At 68.0% G+C, this 17,257-nt stretch carries 17 protein-coding genes; 10 read left to right on the forward strand and 7 right to left on the reverse strand.

What is annotated here, in order from left to right; genetic code table 11:
- Nucleotides 1–80 precede the first annotated feature (80 nt).
- Together ACLJO0_RS15295 and ACLJO0_RS15300 are read left to right on the forward strand one after the other, a co-directional pair.
- Entirely contained in the window at nucleotides 81–2,078 is a 1,998-nt protein-coding gene (locus tag ACLJO0_RS15295) for a hypothetical protein (protein ID WP_410579175.1), read from the forward strand.
- Nucleotides 2,079–2,127: 49 nt separating this feature from the next.
- The gene (locus ACLJO0_RS15300; RefSeq protein ID WP_410579176.1) at nucleotides 2,128–3,666 is read left to right on the forward strand and encodes an amino acid ABC transporter substrate-binding protein; all 1,539 of its coding nucleotides are present in this window, start codon (nucleotides 2,128–2,130) and stop codon (nucleotides 3,664–3,666) included.
- Nucleotides 3,667–3,933: 267 nt separating this feature from the next.
- On the opposite strand, the gene ACLJO0_RS15305 is transcribed toward ACLJO0_RS15300, so the two are convergent.
- Entirely contained in the window at nucleotides 3,934–4,884 is a 951-nt protein-coding gene (locus tag ACLJO0_RS15305) for a chitinase (RefSeq protein WP_410579177.1), read from the reverse strand.
- A gap of 229 nt (nucleotides 4,885–5,113) precedes the next feature.
- Here ACLJO0_RS15305 and ACLJO0_RS15310 point away from each other — a divergent pair, with 229 nt between their 5' ends.
- On the forward strand, nucleotides 5,114–6,373 hold the full coding sequence (locus ACLJO0_RS15310; protein ID WP_410579178.1) for a GGDEF domain-containing protein: 1,260 nt from the start codon (nucleotides 5,114–5,116) through the stop codon (nucleotides 6,371–6,373).
- Here ACLJO0_RS15310 and ACLJO0_RS15315 read toward each other — a convergent pair.
- Nucleotides 6,370–6,834 (reverse strand): nucleoside deaminase, encoded by a 465-nt coding sequence (locus tag ACLJO0_RS15315; protein WP_410579179.1) that lies wholly within the window; start codon nucleotides 6,832–6,834, stop codon nucleotides 6,370–6,372. The two genes, ACLJO0_RS15310 and ACLJO0_RS15315, sit on opposite strands and share 4 nt — an antisense overlap.
- 210 nt (nucleotides 6,835–7,044) lie before the next feature.
- Between ACLJO0_RS15315 and ACLJO0_RS15320 the strand changes: the two genes are divergently transcribed.
- Complete coding sequence (locus tag ACLJO0_RS15320; RefSeq protein ID WP_410579180.1) at nucleotides 7,045–8,004, forward strand: helix-turn-helix transcriptional regulator; 960 nt, start codon at nucleotides 7,045–7,047, stop codon at nucleotides 8,002–8,004.
- Here ACLJO0_RS15320 and ACLJO0_RS15325 read toward each other — a convergent pair.
- Nucleotides 7,963–9,348 (reverse strand): MFS transporter, encoded by a 1,386-nt coding sequence (locus tag ACLJO0_RS15325; RefSeq protein WP_410579181.1) that lies wholly within the window; start codon nucleotides 9,346–9,348, stop codon nucleotides 7,963–7,965. The two genes, ACLJO0_RS15320 and ACLJO0_RS15325, sit on opposite strands and share 42 nt — an antisense overlap.
- 159 nt (nucleotides 9,349–9,507) lie before the next feature.
- A complete protein-coding gene (locus tag ACLJO0_RS15330; RefSeq protein ID WP_410579182.1) occupies nucleotides 9,508–10,122 on the reverse strand; it encodes a TetR/AcrR family transcriptional regulator in 615 nt (204 codons plus the stop codon).
- Between the two features lie 122 nt (nucleotides 10,123–10,244).
- Between ACLJO0_RS15330 and ACLJO0_RS15335 the strand changes: the two genes are divergently transcribed.
- The 3 genes from ACLJO0_RS15335 to ACLJO0_RS15345 all read left to right on the forward strand — a co-directional run bounded on the left by ACLJO0_RS15335 (nucleotide 10,245) and on the right by ACLJO0_RS15345 (nucleotide 12,376).
- On the forward strand, nucleotides 10,245–10,997 hold the full coding sequence (locus ACLJO0_RS15335; RefSeq protein ID WP_125793880.1) for an SDR family oxidoreductase: 753 nt from the start codon (nucleotides 10,245–10,247) through the stop codon (nucleotides 10,995–10,997).
- Nucleotides 10,994–11,779, forward strand: a complete 786-nt coding sequence (locus ACLJO0_RS15340) for an SDR family oxidoreductase (protein WP_410579183.1) — start codon at nucleotides 10,994–10,996, stop codon at nucleotides 11,777–11,779. Before ACLJO0_RS15335 ends, ACLJO0_RS15340 begins: the two co-directional genes overlap by 4 nt.
- A gap of 261 nt (nucleotides 11,780–12,040) precedes the next feature.
- A complete protein-coding gene (locus tag ACLJO0_RS15345; RefSeq protein WP_410579184.1) occupies nucleotides 12,041–12,376 on the forward strand; it encodes a hypothetical protein in 336 nt (111 codons plus the stop codon).
- Nucleotides 12,377–12,414: 38 nt separating this feature from the next.
- Here the strand turns inward: ACLJO0_RS15345 and ACLJO0_RS15350 are convergent, their stop codons facing one another.
- Entirely contained in the window at nucleotides 12,415–13,236 is an 822-nt protein-coding gene (locus tag ACLJO0_RS15350) for an enoyl-CoA hydratase-related protein (protein WP_410579185.1), read from the reverse strand.
- 123 nt (nucleotides 13,237–13,359) lie between these two features.
- Between ACLJO0_RS15350 and ACLJO0_RS15355 the strand changes: the two genes are divergently transcribed.
- Nucleotides 13,360–14,220 carry an AMP-binding protein gene (locus tag ACLJO0_RS15355; protein ID WP_410579186.1) on the forward strand — a complete coding sequence of 287 codons (861 nt, stop codon included), beginning with the start codon at nucleotides 13,360–13,362 and terminating at the stop codon, nucleotides 14,218–14,220.
- 68 nt (nucleotides 14,221–14,288) lie between these two features.
- Here ACLJO0_RS15355 and ACLJO0_RS15360 read toward each other — a convergent pair whose 3' ends face one another.
- Nucleotides 14,289–14,780, reverse strand: a complete 492-nt coding sequence (locus ACLJO0_RS15360; RefSeq protein ID WP_410579187.1) for a hypothetical protein — start codon at nucleotides 14,778–14,780, stop codon at nucleotides 14,289–14,291.
- 124 nt (nucleotides 14,781–14,904) lie between these two features.
- On the opposite strand from ACLJO0_RS15360, the gene ACLJO0_RS15365 reads away from it, so the two are divergent.
- Together ACLJO0_RS15365 and ACLJO0_RS15370 are read left to right on the forward strand one after the other, a co-directional pair.
- Entirely contained in the window at nucleotides 14,905–15,549 is a 645-nt protein-coding gene (locus ACLJO0_RS15365; protein ID WP_283658655.1) for a class I SAM-dependent DNA methyltransferase, read from the forward strand.
- Between the two features lie 632 nt (nucleotides 15,550–16,181).
- On the forward strand, nucleotides 16,182–16,799 hold the full coding sequence (locus ACLJO0_RS15370) for a TetR/AcrR family transcriptional regulator (RefSeq protein ID WP_125793885.1): 618 nt from the start codon (nucleotides 16,182–16,184) through the stop codon (nucleotides 16,797–16,799).
- 3 nt (nucleotides 16,800–16,802) lie between these two features.
- Here the strand turns inward: ACLJO0_RS15370 and ACLJO0_RS15375 are convergent, their stop codons facing one another.
- Nucleotides 16,803–17,195, reverse strand: coding sequence for a hypothetical protein (locus ACLJO0_RS15375; RefSeq protein WP_410579188.1), 393 nt, complete (start codon nucleotides 17,193–17,195; stop codon nucleotides 16,803–16,805).
- Nucleotides 17,196–17,257 lie beyond the last annotated feature (62 nt).

Consider the following 17,257-nt stretch of genomic DNA (forward strand, 5'->3'; position numbering starts at 1 on the left):
TGGTTCGCACTCTCCATTTCGTCCGGAGCAGAGCGAGGGGCTGAACAGGAAATATGAGTGTGGGGCGACATTCTCCCGCGGTGCAGCTCGCCCGGAGAATGCTGATCAACCGCGAGGTCGGGAATCCGTCCCGTCCGCAGCCGGTGACGCTGCTGCTCGGGCCGGTCGGTTCGGGTAAGACCACGGCATTGGAAGCGATCCGTCAGGATCTGGGCTGGGGTGTCGTACACGCCGGATTCGATTTCGGGCACGGCGGCAGGGCGGGCACGATCGACGTGCTCACGAAACTGGCCTACTCGTTGTCGAGTAAATGGCGGAATCGGCCGAAACCGCAGTTCGTTCGTTTCACCATCGCGCTGATCGCGGTTCAAGCGGAGCTTTCCGGGCGAAATCGTGACGAAGATCTGGTGCAGCTGAAATCGTTGATCAACAGTTTCCACGGAATCATCTGGACACCGGCGCTTGACAAAGCACTCGCCACGCTGACCGAGGCGGCGAAGGCGACCGGCCTCGTCGAACCGCCGTATGCGGATCTGTTCCGCCAGACGTTCCCGCATCTGGTCCGGAACATCCGGCCCCGGCTCGGCAAGGCGCTGCGGTCGCTGGCCGACTTCCCCAACGCCGAAGGGAGATCCCCGTTCGACGCGCTGCTCGAACTCAACCGGCTCGCGCACGGCACCGCCCGCGACGCCAAGGCCGTGACCGAATGGCTGATGGCGGCGTTCCTCGGTGACGTCCGGGAGAACCATCCGCGGATGGCGAGACCGGAGGAGAAGAGCCCTTGCGCCTGCGACATCACGCAGCAGCGCAGGCACTGGCACAACTGGGTGGTGGTACTCGACGACGTCGACCACGCCGGCGGGACCGAGTTCCTCGCCCACCTGATCACCGCACGGGAACGGCACGCTGTCCAGCACCCGAACGACCGGGAGGCCCACGACGCGCTGCTGGTCATCGCCACCAGCGGGCGGTGGCACGACGATTGGGGCACCGCCTGGCTGGCGCCGTGGAAACCCGCCTCCGGCGCGCCTTCCGCCGTCCGGCCGATGGCGGACTGCGAGGAGGCCTCCTACGACGACTGGGCGAACCCCGCCCACGGCGCGCTCGATTCGGCGTACTACCCGGTCCGGATCTCGCCTCAGCCGATCGGGCGGATCGCGCGTGTCCTCGATTCCGGCGCGCTGACCCCGAAGGTCACGCTCGCGCACCGGGCGACCGGCGGGCTGCCGTCGGCGGTCGAGCAGCTCGCGACGCGGTTGCGGGAGAGCGACGTGCGCGAAGGCGACCGCGGCCTGCTCACCACCGATCCCCGCGGTGAGCAGGATCCTTGCCACCGCAGGCTGGCCGAACTCGGCCTGACCGAGCATCTCGACGACGTCGACCTCGACGACTTCGTGACCGCCGCCCCGTTCGCGACCGCGCCCTGGCTGATCCCGGACGCCGCGCAGAGCCGGATCGACCAGCCGCACGTCGGGCGGATCCTGACCGAGCTGCGCACCTCGTTGTGGGTGACGGCGAGGAACTCGCCCGGTACGACGGACGACCAAGCGGCGCTGCATCCGTGGATCGCCGCGAACCTGGTGTCCGCACTGGCCAGGCGCGGGGAGGGGCCGACCTATACGGATCAGTTCAAGGCCCTGCGAGACGACCCGGACACCGCACAGGATCCGGTGCGCCTGGCCTACTGCAACCTCGCGCTGGGCGACATCGGCGAGGTGGTCACCTTCTTCGAGCGGGAGTTCAACCGGATCCCGCACGCGGAATGGGTCGCGAAGCTCGAACTGGTCCTCAACGCACCCGACGATCTGCCACCCGGGCGGGATCACGCGGAGCTGTACGAAGAACTCGTCAAACTGGACAACGCGCGATGCCCGGACGACCGGTCCGACATCCGGAACAACGTCGCCCGGCTCATCGCGGCGGGCTGGCTGACCGCCGACCCCTTCGCGGTCCGCGGGCAGGGCCAGCACCAGGTGATCGCGAACGCCTTCGCCGCGCTGGCCACCACCTCGCACCAGCCGGACGTCGGCGCGCTCGTGTCGGCCAAGGAAGCCGCCCGGCGCGGCGAATTCCCCTGAACCTGAACGGAACTCTGTGATGTCCTGGCTCGATTCGTTGAGAACACGTATGTCCGAGGCCCGTGAACGCGCGGTGACGGGGCCGCCGGTGCGGCCACGGGGCTGGGGGCGCCGCCATCGGGTGCTGCTGATCGCGGTCGTGGCCCTGCTGGTGAGTGCCGTGCTGGTGTCGATCAGACCCTGGGAGTCCTGCGGTCCGGGGCTGCGGGCGGTGGACGCGGACGAGGAGTCGGCCGGCTCGTCGTACGTCTGCGTCGGGCTGAACCTCGACTCCGGCCCGGTGCGGGACGACGACCCGCTCGACCCGCTCGAAAAGCTCATCAAGAGCCGCAACGAGAAGGCGGGCGACAACTTCAAGACCATTGTGATGCTGGAGAACCTCACGCCCGATCCGAAGGTCGACAGCCAGCCGTTCCCGTTCATCCAGCGGGAGGTCCAGGGCGCGATCACCGCCGCCTGGCCGAAGAACGGGCCCCCAGGGATCAAGCTCCTGCTGGCCAACTACGGGAGCAACGCCGACCACTGGCGTGTCGCCGCCGAAGAGATCGTCGCCGCGGCCGCGGCCCAGCGCATCGTGGCGGTCACCGCTGTCGGCAACAGTTCGGAGAACAGCCGGGCGCTGGTGGCCGAGCTGTCCCGGCACGGCATCGCCACGATCGGCGCGACCCCCACCGCGGACAACATGAACACCGACCCGAAGGGCGTGCGGATCGACAACTTCTTCCGGGTGGGCCCCACGAACACCGACGAGGCCCGCGCCGCGGCCGGATACATCGCCGCGCACGGGTTCAAGCGCGTGATGATGATCCAGGGAGTGAGCAAGGAGGACACCTACGCGACCACGCTCGCCGAGGCGTTCCAGAACTCGTCGAAGATCCCGGTCATCTTCACGAAGACCTACGACGTCAAGCCGTTCACCGACATTTCGCGCGAGGGCTATCTGCGAGGCCTGTTCAGCAAGTGGCACAACGACATCTGCGGCGCGAGGCCCGATCTGATCTACTTCGCCGGCCGTGGGCTCGATGTCGGCGCACTCGTGGCGGCGCTGGCGGGCGACGGCGCCTGCGAAGGGCTGGACACGGTGACCGTGATGACCGGGGACGACGCGAGCACACTCGCCGGGAACCCCTTGCCGTTGAACGGGGACATCAGTGTCCGCCTTCGCTACACGGCACTCGCCTATCCCGACCAGTGGGATATGTTCACCGCCGATCCGGCGCATCCGGCGTACAAGAAGAACTACGACAACTTCGTCGCCGAATTCACCGGAACCCACGGATTTCCCAAGGCGGAACTGTGGGACGGTGCCGCGATGATCGAACACGACGCCGTCGCCGCGGCGGTCGAAGCGGCGGTGCAGAACGTGTCGGCGGATCCGGTTTCGGTGGCGGATGTGTTGCGCGCCATCGACTGCAACTCACCGGTGCCCGGCGCCACCGGATTCGTCGCGTTCGACCAGGCGACCGGGAACCAGCTCGACAAGGCGTTGCCGATCCTGTCCATCGATCCGGATGGTTCGGTGCATCCGGTCGACCTCGTGTGGTCGCGCGGGCGGCCGTTGAACACGAAGCCGGATTGCGGTCGCTGACGGGCGAAGGTCGTGAAGGGGTCGTGAGTGGCATTGATCGTTCTAACGATCAATGCCACTCACGACCCACCTCGAGAACCGCACATCTAGCCATCAATCAGACATTTCACCGCTCAAAGTGTCCCTTGTGGACACTCGGGTGCTTGAAGCGTGCCTCGAGTAGCTCACGACCCAGAACCGAACAGCGATTATCCGACTTTGCCGGGATCCTGACCTTGAGAGTAGGGAAGGAGGCCTTCACGGACTGACACCGGTGGGGAACGGAAGTCAGCCGGTGTAACCCGCCACGATCTTGGTGTAGTCGTACTTGCCCTGCGCGATTCCCGCGCAGTTGTCGCAGTCGCGGTTCACCGCCCAGAACGACAGCCGGGCGAGATGTTTGCTCGCCGCGTAGTCGCGGATGGCCCGGAAGTCGGCGACGCTGACGGTTTCACCCGCCACGTCGGTCTTCCCGTTCATCGACGAAAGCCCGCTGCGCCGGTAGGCCGCGTCGTCGCTCAGGCCGAAGGTGGACTTCACGACGTTCTTCAACCCGTCCACGGCACTGCGGGTCTTGCCTGCCATGTCGCCGCCGCTGGAGAAGTCGAACGGCATGACCGACCACGCGTCGACTCCCGCGCCGAGCGCCTTCGACTGGTTGATCAGCCGCTTCCCGTGTGCGTTGGGGCCGCCGACCTCGGTCGGGATGGTGATGACCACGCGCAGGCCGGGGTTCTTCTGCTTCGTGATTTTGACGGCGTTCAGGATCCGGTCCTGGACCGTGTAGTTCTCGAACTCGTCGGTGTTTTCGACGTCGAGGTCGATCGCCTTGAGTTTGTAGGCGTCGATGACCTTCTGATAGGCGCCGGCGAGTGCCGCGGGGGTGCCGCATTTCGGGCCGAGTTTCGTGCCGGACCAGCCGCCGAACGACGGGATGACGTCGCCGCCCTTCGCCCGGATGTTGGTGATCATCGTGGCGTCGGCGCCGGTGAGCGAACGGCTGCCGTCCCATTTCGGGTTGCAGCCGCCGTCGGAGAGGATGAACGCGAGGGTGAACGCCTTGACCCCGGTGGCGTTCATCGCGGCGATCGGATCCGTCTGTCCCGACCATTGGTACAGATAGGGCGAAGCGAGCACCGCGTCCGGGGCCGCCGAGGCGACCGGGGCGAGGCCGACGGCCGTGGCGAGCGCGGCGCCGACGGTGGTGGCCAAGGTCGCCCAGCGTCGTAGTGATTTCATCGGTCCTCCAACTGGTACGCGCGCGGCGAGGGCGCGCAGGTGTGGAGCACCTCCGTCTTGACGCGGCGGATCAACCGGGAGGTAACTGTGTGCTCACTCACAGTGGACTGGACCAATGAGGACTGTCAAGAATTCACCGGAATTCCCGGTGGAAACGACCGACCTTAGTAGGGGGTCTTGACCCGGAAAGCGGATCGACACCACCGCGATTACCGGCTAGTTTGCCGAAATGGTGGGGGACTCCCTGATGGCGACCGGAAGCCGCGGCCGGACAGACCGGCTCGCGGCGCCGCGCCGAATACTGGGGTCCTGGAGCCTGTGGGAAGTACCCAGGCGTGGCCTGATCGGGTATCTGCTCCTCGTCGACGCCGCCGCTTTCGCCGCCACCGCGTACCTCTTCGCGTTACGGCCGCCCGCACCTTCGTCGTTGCTCCCGTTTTCCGCTCTGCTGGCGGGAATGATCCTCAGTTCGGAGCTTTCGCGTCCCGTCGAGCGGTCCCGCGCCGACACCCGGCTCGGTGCCGGACTGGACGCGGCATGGATCTTCGCGGGCGCGTTGCTGCTGCCGCCGGCGCTGGCCGCGGTACTCGTCGTCGCCTCGGCGGCATACCGCTGGTGCCGGATCCGGCGCGGTATCCCGCACCGCCAGGTGTTCGCGGCTTCCGCCACCATGCTTTCGGCGCTCGGTGCGTCGATCATCCCTGTTCTGCTGGGTGCGCCGCCATTCCTCGACGCGCCAAGGGATTTCGAAAGTTTCGCGCTGGTTTTCGCGACCGGCCTGGTGTTCCTGTCCGTCGACGCCGCCTTGGCCGCGCCGGCGGCCGAATTCGGGGCGGAACCTTCGGGATTCGCCTTCGACGCGGCGATGGTCGCGTTCGGGTTGTTGCTCGCGTGGTCGGCGGCGGACTGGCCGTTCGTCACCGTGGTACTCGCGGGCGCACTCGTGGTACTTCACCGGGCGGGAACGATGCGTGCCCTGCGCGGCCATGCGGGGACGGACTCCGGCACCGGACTGCTCACCGCGTCGTCCTGGTTGGACGGTGCCCGCACCCAGTTCGAGCTGCTTCGCGGCCGTGGCGCCGATCTTTCGCTGCTGATGCTCGATCTCGACCATTTCGCCCGGCTCAACGACCAGCACGGCAGACATGTGGGGGACGACGTTCTCCGTGCCGTGGCGGACACCTTGCGCGCGGAGGTGCGGGCGGCGGACCTCGTCGGCCGGTTCGGCGGCGAAGAGTTCGTCGTCCTGCTGCCCGGTACGAGCCGATTCGACGCGCACGCGATCGCCGAACGCATCCGGCTGCGGATCTCCTCGACGTTCGTCTCACTGGGTGGGACGTTCGCCGGGGCGACCGTCTCGATCGGGGTGTCGTCACAAGCGGCCGCCGGCGAGACGCTCGACCGGCTCGTCGGCGCGGCCGATCAGGCGCTGCGCGCCGCGAAGGGGGCCGGACGCAACCGGACCGTCGTCTTCGAGGCCGAAAACTAATCTTCGGCCGGGACGCCGATGTCCTCGAACCACAGCTCCGGGTGATCCCGGATGAACTCGGTCATCAGCGCGGTGCACGCCGGGTCGTCGAGCAGGGTGATCTCGACGTCGTTCTCCTCGAGCCAGCCGTGCCCGCCCGCGAACGTGGCCGCCTCGCCGATGATCACGCGGCCGATGCCGAACTGGCGCACCAGCCCGCTGCAGTACCAGCAGGGGGAGAGGGTGGTGACCATGATCGTGTCCCGGTAATGCGGCCGCCTGCCCGCGTTCCGGAACGCGGAGGTCTCGGCGTGCATCGACGGGTCGCCGTCCTGGACCCGGCGGTTGTGGCCGCGGCCGAGCAGGACACCGGCGGTGTCGAAGAGCGCGGCGCCGATCGGGACCCCGCCCTCGGCCTTGCCGAGTTCGGCCTCTTCACGGGCGACGGACAGCAGGTGCGCGGGATCGATCACGAGGTTCACCTTACGGCTCGTGAGTGGCGAGGCCGGTTGTATTGAAGGGTGAGTCAAAGGTGGGAGGTCGCGAAAGCCACTTTCGCGACGCCTGAGGTCCCGAAAGTGGCTTTCGCGACAGGCCACCCCGACACCTTTGCTTTACCACTCACGAGCCCAATGCGGACCGGAACTGTCCTCGATGTCTGCCACACTCCGTCCCATGAAGCGAGCGAACCGATGACCACGGGCACGTCGGCACGGCTGCTGAGGCTGCTCTCCCTGCTGCAGGCGCGGCGCGACTGGCCGGGCGCCGACCTGGCCGACCGCCTGCAGGTGGACGTCCGCACGGTCCGGCGCGACGTCGAGCGGCTGCGGGAACTGGGCTACCCGGTGCACGCCACCCCCGGTGTCGCGGGCGGCTACCGGCTCGGCGCGGGGGCCGCGCTGCCGCCGCTGCTGCTGGACGACGACGAGGCCGTCGCGGTCGCCGTCGGGCTCCGCACGGCCGCGAACGGGACGGTTTCGGGTATCGAGGAGACGTCGGTGCGCGCGCTCGCGAAACTGGAGCAGGTGCTGCCCGCCCGGCTCCGGCACCGGGTGACCGCGCTGAACACGGCGATGATCCCGATCGGCGGCTTCGTCCCGGTCATCGACGCGGCGGCGCTGACGGTGATCGCGTCCGCGTGCCGCGACCACCAGCAGCTCCGATTCGGTTACCGCAGCCACAAGGGCGACGTCAGCGAGCGCCGCATCGAGCCTCTGCGCCTGGTGCACACCGGGCGCCGGTGGTACCTGGTCGCGTTCGATCTCGATCGTGACGATTGGCGGACCTTTCGCGTCGACCGCATCGACGGCGTCCCGGACACCAGTTTCCGGTTCACGCCGAGGGAACCGCCCGCCGAGGACCTCGCGGCCTACGTTTCCCGCGGGATCTCGTCGTCGCCGTACCCGCATCAGATGGTGTTGCGGGTGAACGCTCCGGCGGACGCGCTCGCCGAATACGTGGCACCGACCGCCGGCGCGATCGAGGCCATCGACGAGCACACCTGCCGGGTCCGCGTCGGCTCCAACGACCTTTCCGTGATGCCTTACTACCTCGCCCATTGGGACGTCGACTTCGTCGTGGAAGAGGCGCCCGACGAGGTCAAGGAGAAGCTAAGGCTGGTCGCCGACCGTTTCGCGCGCGCGGTCGTGTGAGTCCGAAGTGGACTGTTCGGCTCGCTTGGCGCGTTTGGCCAGCAGGCCGATCGAGCCGAGCGAGATCAGCGCCAGCACGATGATGTAGAGCGAAACCGACATCGACGTCCCGGTGGATTCGAGCAGCAGCACCATGATGAACGGCGCGAGCCCGCCGCCGACGACCGCGCTGATCTGGTAGCCGAGCGAGGCGCCGGTGTAGCGCATCTCCGCGGTGAACAGTTCGGCGAACAACGCCGCCTGCGGGCCGTACATGATGCCGAGGAACAGCGACCCGACGAACGAGGCGACCACGAACAGTGGCAGCGAGGCCGTGTCGATCAGCAGGAACATCGGGATCGCCCAGAGCGCGACCCCCGCCGCGCCGAAGGTGTAGATCTTCAGCCTGCCGATCCGGTCGGACAGTTTCGCCGAAAGCGGGATGATCGCCAGCTGCAGCGTGCTGATCAGCAGCGTCGCGACGAGCACGGTGGTCCGCGACATCCCCAGATGACGGGTGGCGTAGTCGAGGACGCCGTTGAGCAGGATGTAGAAGGTGGCGGTGTTGACCATGAACGAACCGCCGGCCAGCAGCACCGTGCCCTTGTGGTCGCGCAGGACGTCACGCAGCGGCGACTTGGCGCGGCCGCGTTCCTCAGCGGTGAGTTTCGCTTCCGCACGGCGGTATTCCGGCGTTTCGTCGATCTTGACGTGCATGTACCAGGCCAGCCCGAGCACGAGGATGCCGACCAGGAAAGGGATCCGCCAAGCCCAGGTGAGGAAGGCGTGCGGCGGCGCGACCTGCGCGGCGATCAGGAACACCGTGTTCGCCAGCACCACCCCGATCGGGACGCCGAGCTGGACGAGACTGCCGTAGAGACCGCGTTTGCCGGGCGGCGCGTACTCGGTGGCGAGCAGCATCGCGCCACCCCACTGGGCGCCGACGGCGACGCCCTGCACGAGCCGTAGCAGCACCAGGAGGATCGGCGCGGCGATGCCGATGGTGTCGTAGGTCGGCAGCAGGCCGATCAGCGTGGTCGCCGCGCCCATCAACGCGATCGCCAGCACCAGCACGGGTTTCCGGCCGCGTTTGTCGCCGAGGCTGCCCGCGATGATCCCGCCCAGCGGCCGGGCGAGGAAGCCGACCGCGAACGTCGCGAACGAGGCGAGGACGCCGGCCGCCGGGTTGGTGGTGGGGAAGAAGGTCTTCCCGAAGACCAGGGCGGCGGCGATCCCGAAGACGAAATAGTCGTACCACTCGACCGAGGAGGCGAGTGCCGCGGCGGTGGCGGCCCTCCGGCGCTGGGACACGGTGATCGTCGGTTCGGGGGCGGTTTCAGGGGCGTTCTGTGCGCTGTCTGCCATCTGGATTGCCCTTCGCTCGGCGCTGCTGCGGCGATGCAGTCCGGGCAAGTTAACAACCGCTTAGTATGTGGTCAACGTCTCAACGGGTAATTCTAGATACCGACCAGTTGGTATGTCACTCTGGTGGCGGTATCGCCGACGAAGGCCGATCAGTACTGGTCAGGAGAGTTTCGTGCCGAGCATGCGCAGCACCAGCTCGCTGTACTCCTGGCCGAGCTTCTTGGGGGTCTGGCGGGCTCGTTCGCTGTACCAGCGTGAGACGTCGACGCCGAGCGAGAGCACGGCCCTGGCGGCGGTGTGCGGATCGCCGACGGTGAACACGCCCGTCCGCGCGCCTTCGGTGATGACCTCGCGCACGAGCTGCTCGATGCGGCGGCGCAGTTTCGCGACGATCTCGAACTCCTCGTCCGGCAGCGCGTGCAGTTCGTACTGCACCACCCGGGCGACGGTGTGCCTGCGCGCGTGCCAGGCCACGAAGTCCTCGACCAGCAGCCGGATCCGCTCGACCGGGTCGGTCTCCCGTGCGACGACGCTCTCGACCAGCGAGAGTGTCTGCTCGTGGCCGTACTTCGAGATCGCGAACAGCAGCGCGGCCTTGGACGGGAAGTGCACGTACAGCGCCGCGGGGCTCATCCCCGCCGCCGAGGCGATGTCCCGGGTGGTCGTCGCGTGATAGCCGCGCCGCGCGAAGGATTCGACCCCGGCCAGCATCAGCCGCCGTGCCGTCTCCGGCTGGACGTCGGGCCACAGTTCGGCCGACAGCGACATGGTCATCCGCAGATCCTCCCAGACGCTCGTTCCGGATGGCGGGCTTGACACCGTCTCCGGACCTTCCCATTGTAAGTGAGCGCTCGCTTAGTGATGGCGTCGCCAGTGAACACAGAGGAGATCGAAGAGTGAACTCGTTCAAGGATCGCGTCGCGATCGTCACCGGCGCCAGCCGGGGTATCGGCCTCGGGATCGCCAAGGACCTGGTCGAGCGCGGCGCGAAGGTGTGCATCACCGCGCGCAAGCCGGAGCCGCTGGCCGAGGCGGTGGCCGAACTGGGCGGTGAGGCGGTCGCCATCGCCGTTCCCGGCAAGGCCGACGACACCGCGCACCAGGACGAGGCCGTCGCCAAGACCATCGAGACCTTCGGACGGCTGGACATGCTGGTGAACAACACTGGCATCAACCCCGTGTTCGGCCCCACCCTGGACATCGACCCCGAGGCCGCCGCGAAGATCTTCGCCGTCAACGTGCTCGCGCCGCTTTCGTGGACCCGCCGGGCGCGGGACGCGTGGATGGGGGAGCACGGCGGCGCGGTGGTGAACGTCGCGTCCGTCGCCGGGCTCGGCGCGTCGCCCGGGATCGGCATGTACGGCGTCAGCAAGGCCGCGCTGATCCGGCTCACCAAGGAACTCGGCTTCGAGCTCGGCCCGAAGATCCGCGTGAACGCCGTCGCGCCCGCCGTCGTCAAGACCAAGTTCGCGACAGCGCTGTACGAAGGCCGCGAAGAAGAGGTCGCGGAGTCGTACCCGATGAAGCGTCTCGGCGTGCCGGCGGACATCGCGAGCGCCGTGTCGTTCCTGCTTTCGGAGGAGGCGGGCTGGATCACCGGGCAGACGGTGGTCCTCGACGGCGGCGTCACACTGGCGGGTGGCCTGTGACCGCCTCGTTCACCGGATCCGGTGTCGTCGTCACCGGTGGGGGTGGCGGCATCGGAGCGGTCCTCGCCCGCCGGTTCGCGGCCGAGGGGGCCAGGGTCGTCGTCGGCGACCTGAACGGGGACGCCGCGGCCGAAGTCGCGAAGGAGATCGGCGGAACCGCCGTCGCCGGTGACGCCGCGAGCGAAGCGGGTGTCGCGTCGCTGATCGAGACCGCGCGCGAAACCCTGGACGAGATCGACGTGTTCTGCGCCAACGCCGGGATCGCGCCGATGGGCGGCGTGGACGCGCCCGAGGAGGACTGGGCGCGGATCTGGGACGTCAACGTCATGGCGCACGTGCGTGCGGCGCGGCTGCTGCTGCCGCCGTGGCTCGAGCGCGGCCGCGGGCACTTCATCGCGACGGTGTCCGCCGCGGGATTGCTGACCAGCCTCGGTTCGGCGTCCTACTCCGTGACCAAACACGGCGCGCTCGCCTTCGCCGAATGGCTGTCCGCGACCTACCGGCACCGCGGGCTCACCGTGCAGGCCATCTGCCCGCAGGGCGTGCGGACGGCGATGCTGGAGAACACCGGCCCCGCGGGCGAACTGCTGATGGGTGCCTCGGCGATCCAGCCGGAGCAGGTCGCGGACGCGTTGTTCGAGGCCATCGCCGCCGACCGGTTCCTGGTGCTGCCGCACCCCGAGGTCGCGGACTACTACGCCGCGCGGGCCACGCAGACCGACCGCTGGCTCGGCGGGATGAACAAGCTGCAGCGCAAGGTGGAGCAGCTCACCGGTGAATGACCGGTGCGGCCTTCGCCGAACTCCCGTGATCAGAGGCGTAACTCGCGTGCTTGGAGGCGTAACTCGCGCGTGGCGGTTGATCTGGTCCGGTGGTGTCGACACGGTTGCCGGGAACCCGAAGCGCCACGGCGCGCGGGGGTTCGGATTACGGCAGGGGTGACGACACGCGTCAAGGTGACTCGTCCGGCGCGTGGCGGTTGATCTTCACCGGGTGATCGGCCACTGTGGGTAGGGGGTCTTGCTCGCGGTAAGGAAAACTCGATGAACAAACGCTTCGTGGTCCGTGGGTTCGTGCTCGCCGCAGCCGTGGCGGGGTCGTTGTTCACCGCGGGAACGGCGATGGCGAGCACCGCGGAACCGTGCGCGGCCGGGGCGTCGGGTGACGTCGCGGCGGCTTCCTGCACGCCGTATCGCAAGGTGAGTGAAGGCTGGAGCAGTAAGACCGCCTGCAACCGCGCCGGCAACGAGGGCGCGCAGGCGGGCCGCTGGACCGGCTGGAACTGCAACCAGGCGCTGCGCGGCTGGGAACTGTGGGTGCGCACCTGCACCGCCCTGGCCGCCGAGAAGGACGCGGTGACCACGCGCGAAACCGTCTGATTCGGTACGGGCCGCCCCGGTTGTGAGGCCGGGGCGGTCTAAACCCCTCGGTACGGCGGGAAGTCGGGGGTGCGGCGTTCGTTCCAGCTGGCCAGGCCCTCGGAAAGTTCCGGATGGGCGAAGGATTCCAGCATCAGGGCGGTGGCCTCGCGGGCGGAGTCTTCCAGCGAGAGATCGGCTTCCCGCAGGACCTGCCGCTTGATGAGTGCCATGGAGCGCGGCGCGCTGTGGGTCGCGAGTTCGGTGGCGTATGCCTTCGCCCGCGCCGCGAGTTCTTCCGCGGGCACGATTTCCTGCACCAGGCCGTATTCGTGCGCCTGTTCGGCGGTGAACGTCCGGCCGGAGAGCAGCAGGTCGAGTGCCCGGCCGCGGCCGACGAGTTCGGGCAGCAGTTTCGCCACCCCGTATTCGGCGATGAGGCCGCGCCGGGCGAAGGCGGTGGTGAACTTCGCGCCCGCGGCGGCGAACCGGACGTCGGCGGCGCAGGCGATCACGAAGCCCAGGCCGGCGCAGCCGCCGTTGATGGCCGCGACCACCGGCACGTCGGCATACGCGGCGGCCAGGACGTTGCGGAAGCCTTCGTGCTCCGGCGCGGTCGCGCCGCCTGCCGAGATGCCCTCCAGTAGCCCCAAGTCCGCGCCGGGACAGAAGGAACGCCCGGCGCCGGTGACGACGACAGCGCGGATTCCGGGATCGGCCGACGCCTTGCCCAGCAGGTCGCCGTAGCGGACCTGCATCGCCTGATCCATCGCGTTGCCGCGCGCCGGATTGTCGAAGGTGATCGTGGCGACGGTGCCGTCCACGGCGTACCGGACGGAATCCGAACTGTCCACTTCGGACGGTGAGAGCTGATCGGTCACGTCGACCTCCTTGCGTCATCGCCATACTAAGCGGATGCTTAGAGGCTCGTCGAGACTTTGTCATGGAGGAACCTGCGTGAGCTCCTACGAAGCGAAGCCGTGGCTGGCCGCCTACGGCCCCGGATGAGGGACGCGGAACCGGCGGAACCGGCCACGGTTCCCGCGTCCTTCCGGCGGACGGTCGAGCGCTTCCCGCACGTCACCGCGATCGCCTACTTCGACGGCAGGATGAGCTACCGCGAGGTCGACGAGCTTTCCGACGGCATCGCGCGTCACCTGATCGCGTCCGGTTTCACCCCGGGCGACCGGCTCGCCCTGATCCTGCAGAACATCCCGCAGTTCGTGCTGGCGCTGCTCGGTGCATGGAAGGCGGGCGGAATCGTCGTCCCCGTCAACCCGATGTACCGGGAACGGGAGCTGCGGCACGTCTTCGAAGACGCCGGAGTGCGCGCGGTCGTGTGTTCGCAGAGCGGGTGGAACAGCCGGATCGCTCCGCTCGTTCCCGGCAGCGGCGTGACCATCGCGCTGACCACCAGCGAACTCGACCTGCAGGGCCGCGACGATCCGCGGGTGTTCGGCAAGAGCGTGCGGGAGCCGACTCCCGGCGCCGCAGACCTGCTGAAGGTGGCGCGGGCCGCGGCGGGGGACCCGCCCCCGGACCCCGGCCTCGGCCCGGACGACGTCGCACTGATCAGCTACACGTCGGGCACCAGCGGGACACCGAAGGGGGCGATGAACACCCACGGCAACCTCGGCGCGAACGCGGCCGTGCTCAGCGCGTTCAGCAGCCTCGACGAAGGTGCCACCCTGTTCGGCCTGGCGCCGCTGTTCCACATCACCGGCATGGTCGGCGAGATCGCCTCCGCGATCGACATCGGCGGCACACTCGCGGCGGTTGTCGCGGCAGTGGCCGTGTCCCGTTGTGAGCGTGTCACGTTGCGACCAGCCAGTGAAGCCCATCGGAGCCGTGTGCGTCCACGTTAGACGATCGGACTTGCGGTCGGTGGATGGGTGATGTCGTGTCGCGGTACTCCTTTGGAACAGATCTTCGTTCAGCCGTATGGTCCGGTGATCCTCGACTTCCTGGCGGTGGGGAGGGTGCGGACGTTGTTCGGAGAGTCGGCGCGTTGTCGAAGCCGGAGGATCTCTTCGTGCTGCGCGGCGAGTTGTGACATCGCGCGCTCCTTGAACTCGGTGAGCTCGGTGATCCGTGCATCGCGTTCCTGGACGCGTTCACGGAGCTTGGCGTTCTCGTCTTTCAGCCTGGTGATCTGGAGTTCGCGTGGGTCTGAGACGGTGCCCGCCTCGCGGAGATCGGCCAGCCGACGCTGAAACTCCTCGGCCAGGTGCTGATAGGGCCCTGGCCGCTGGTTGCCCTGCGGGTCGGTGCGTGCGTAGAAGCCCGTTCTGGCGACGCCGGCTTCTCGTGCGAGAGTCTTGAGGTCGCAACCGCCGCGGGCTGGAAGCTGCCCCAGCAGTAGGCGGTCCATCGCAGCACGGATGCTGGCCTCGTTGCGGCGGCGCTGTTCGGTGGTCAGCGGCATGATGTGCTCTCCTGCATTGCGGTCTGCGGGAACGTGGCGGAGTTCTGGGCCAGTTGGCGGCCGATGATCGGTCTCTCTGCGTCGGCCGTCCACGAGGTCGTGATCATGGAATATCGTGCCGGTCATGACCACGGATGACTGGTTGGCCGACACCCGAACCTCTTATGACACGGTCGCGGTCAGCTATGCCGACCAAGTGCGCGGCGCCCTCGCCGGACACCAGTACCTGCGCGCGGCTCTGGCGTTGTTCGCCGACAGCGTGCGGATCGCTGGCGGCGGGCCGGTCGCGGACGTCGGCTGCGGCCCCGGTGAAGTCACCGCCCACCTGCATGAGCTCGGTGTCGACGCCTTCGGTGTCGACCTCTCCCCTGGGATGATCGACGTGGCCCGGCGCGATCACCCCGGCCTGCGGTTCGAGGTGGGCTCGATGACGGACCTGGACCTCCCCGTCGCTTCGGTGGCCGGCCTGCTCGCCTGGCAGTCGTTGATCCACATCCCTGACGACGAGGTGCCGACTGTGTTCGGGCACTTCCACCGAGCATTGCGTCCCGGCGGACCGCTGCAGCTCCTGTTTCACGTCGGCGACGAGTCGCGGTTGATGACGGAGGGCTATGGCGGTCACCCGATGAAGGTCCATGTCCACCGCCGTCAGCCTGACCAGGTGGCATCCTGGCTGCGCGATGCCGGATTCGTGGTCGAGGCTCAGATGCTGCTCGACCCGGATGCGAAAGCTCAGCAAGCGATTCTTTTCGCACGCAGTAAGTCCTAACTTCTGCATATGTCGGGCTCGCCACTCGGAGCCGGAGGACATGCGGGTGTGCTCCCAGCGGTGCTGGTGGCCTCGTCGATGCTGTCGAGCACTCGTTGGACACGGTCGTGCTCGCGCCGAAGCCGGGTCTTCTCCCCCGTGGGGACTCTGGGGTTGCCGGGAACGCTTGGAAGGTGGCCGCCTGCTCGGCCCAGATCGGCCAGTCGCAGGCAGAGCGCTTTGGACGGGTCGCGGAACCAGCAGTAGTTGGCCGGGCCGACGTGCAGGCTTGCGGCCTCCTTTCCTACCTTCAGGGTAGGGAAGGAGGCCTTCACGGACTGGTGAGCGGTTCCTGGTCTGGTGATCGACGTTGCGAAAGCCACTTTCCCAAACGTTGAGGGTTGCGAAAGTGGCTTTCGCAACGGGTTGGTGCTGGAGCGGTGGCTCAGTCGGCGTCGGCACGCACGAGACCTGGCCCATGCGGTGCCGGCACGCTGGGAAAGGTGTGAAGGGCGAGTTTCCTCGGCTCAGCCGAGGGAAGGGGGCCTTCACCCGCCGCTGGTGGCGCTGCGAGGGAAGGACTCGGGGTCCCGTTCCCAATGCCGCGACAAACCGGCCGGTATGCTTGGTGTCCGCACGAGAAGGAGCCGGCCATGACACGAGCGACCACCCGGAAGGCCGAGGCGGGCGGCGACGACCAGGCCGCCGTGCCGCGCCGACTCCTGTCGCACGCCACGAAGCTCTTCGCCAAGAAGGGGTTCGACCGGACCTCCGTGCAGGAGATCGTCGAGGCGGCCGGGGTCACCAAGGGCGCGATGTACCACTACTTCGGCTCCAAGGACGACCTCCTTTACGAGATCTACGCCCGGGTGCTGCGCGCGCAGACCGAGCAACTGGAAAAGGTGGCCTCGAGTGAGGCACCGCTGCGGGAGCGGCTGCGTTCCGCGGGCTCCGACGTCGTCGTCAGCACGATCGACAACCTCGACGACAACACGATCTTCATGCAGTCCATGCACCAGCTCAGCGTGGAGAAGCAGAAGGCGGTCCGCGCGGAACGCCGCAAGTACCACGAGCGGTTCCGCACGCTGATCGAGGAGGGCCAGGAGTCCGGCGAATTCCGCGCGGACAAACCGGCCGACGTGATCGTCGACTTCTTCTTCGGCTCGGTGCACCACCTCGGTTCGTGGTACCGGCGTGGCGGCGCGCTCTCGGCCCGCCAGATCGGTGACCATTTCGCCGATCTCCTGCTGGCCGCGCTGCGACCCGAGTAGCGCTCAGCCCGGCGGCGCGGACACGAGCCGTTCGGCGAACCATTCGCAGCGGCGTTCGAGCACCGTTCCCACCTCCCATCTGGAGGCGAAGGCGAGCAACCCCGTCGCCACGTCGTCGGCGGCTTCGGGTGGCCAGCCCTGGGCGGCCAGGCTCGACCGTATCGCTTCGGCGTAGTCGGAATAGGTGAAGCCGGGCAGCTCCGCGACGAGTGCCGTCGTCGTCCCGAGATGCGAGTTCAGCCCGTCGAAGGACCGTCCGCAGCCGCATTCGGAATCCGCCGAGTCTTCGCCGTCGTCGCAGCACGGGGCGATCCAGATCAGCTCGCCCTCGACGCAGTGGTCGAAGTCGTTCTCCCGCGCACCCTGGGTCTTCGAGGTGGCCACGAGCAGCTTCATGATGACTCCCTGTTCGCTCTGATGTTCGAACAGGTTTTACCGGCGGGGTCCGACACTTTCCG

The sequence above is a fragment of the Amycolatopsis sp. lyj-108 genome, from assembly GCF_046549005.1.
Classification (GTDB): Bacteria; Actinomycetota; Actinomycetes; order Mycobacteriales; family Pseudonocardiaceae; genus Amycolatopsis.

What these genes read in the sequence shown, in the direction of transcription:
- ACLJO0_RS15365 (WP_283658655.1), top strand. Translation starts at nt 14,905, where the DNA reads ATGACCACGGATGACTGGTTGGCCGACACCCGAACCTCTTATGACACG.
- ACLJO0_RS15305 (WP_410579177.1), bottom strand. Translation starts at nt 4,884, where the DNA reads ATGAAATCACTACGACGCTGGGCGACCTTGGCCACCACCGTCGGCGCC.
- ACLJO0_RS15355 (WP_410579186.1), top strand. Translation starts at nt 13,360, where the DNA reads ATGAGGGACGCGGAACCGGCGGAACCGGCCACGGTTCCCGCGTCCTTC.
- ACLJO0_RS15360 (WP_410579187.1), bottom strand. Translation starts at nt 14,780, where the DNA reads ATGCCGCTGACCACCGAACAGCGCCGCCGCAACGAGGCCAGCATCCGT.
- ACLJO0_RS15320 (WP_410579180.1), top strand. Translation starts at nt 7,045, where the DNA reads ATGACCACGGGCACGTCGGCACGGCTGCTGAGGCTGCTCTCCCTGCTG.
- ACLJO0_RS15325 (WP_410579181.1), bottom strand. Translation starts at nt 9,348, where the DNA reads ATGGCAGACAGCGCACAGAACGCCCCTGAAACCGCCCCCGAACCGACG.
- ACLJO0_RS15370 (WP_125793885.1), top strand. Translation starts at nt 16,182, where the DNA reads ATGACACGAGCGACCACCCGGAAGGCCGAGGCGGGCGGCGACGACCAG.
- ACLJO0_RS15300 (WP_410579176.1), top strand. Translation starts at nt 2,128, where the DNA reads ATGTCCGAGGCCCGTGAACGCGCGGTGACGGGGCCGCCGGTGCGGCCA.
- ACLJO0_RS15330 (WP_410579182.1), bottom strand. Translation starts at nt 10,122, where the DNA reads ATGACCATGTCGCTGTCGGCCGAACTGTGGCCCGACGTCCAGCCGGAG.
- ACLJO0_RS15345 (WP_410579184.1), top strand. Translation starts at nt 12,041, where the DNA reads ATGAACAAACGCTTCGTGGTCCGTGGGTTCGTGCTCGCCGCAGCCGTG.
- ACLJO0_RS15375 (WP_410579188.1), bottom strand. Translation starts at nt 17,195, where the DNA reads ATGAAGCTGCTCGTGGCCACCTCGAAGACCCAGGGTGCGCGGGAGAAC.
- ACLJO0_RS15310 (WP_410579178.1), top strand. Translation starts at nt 5,114, where the DNA reads ATGGTGGGGGACTCCCTGATGGCGACCGGAAGCCGCGGCCGGACAGAC.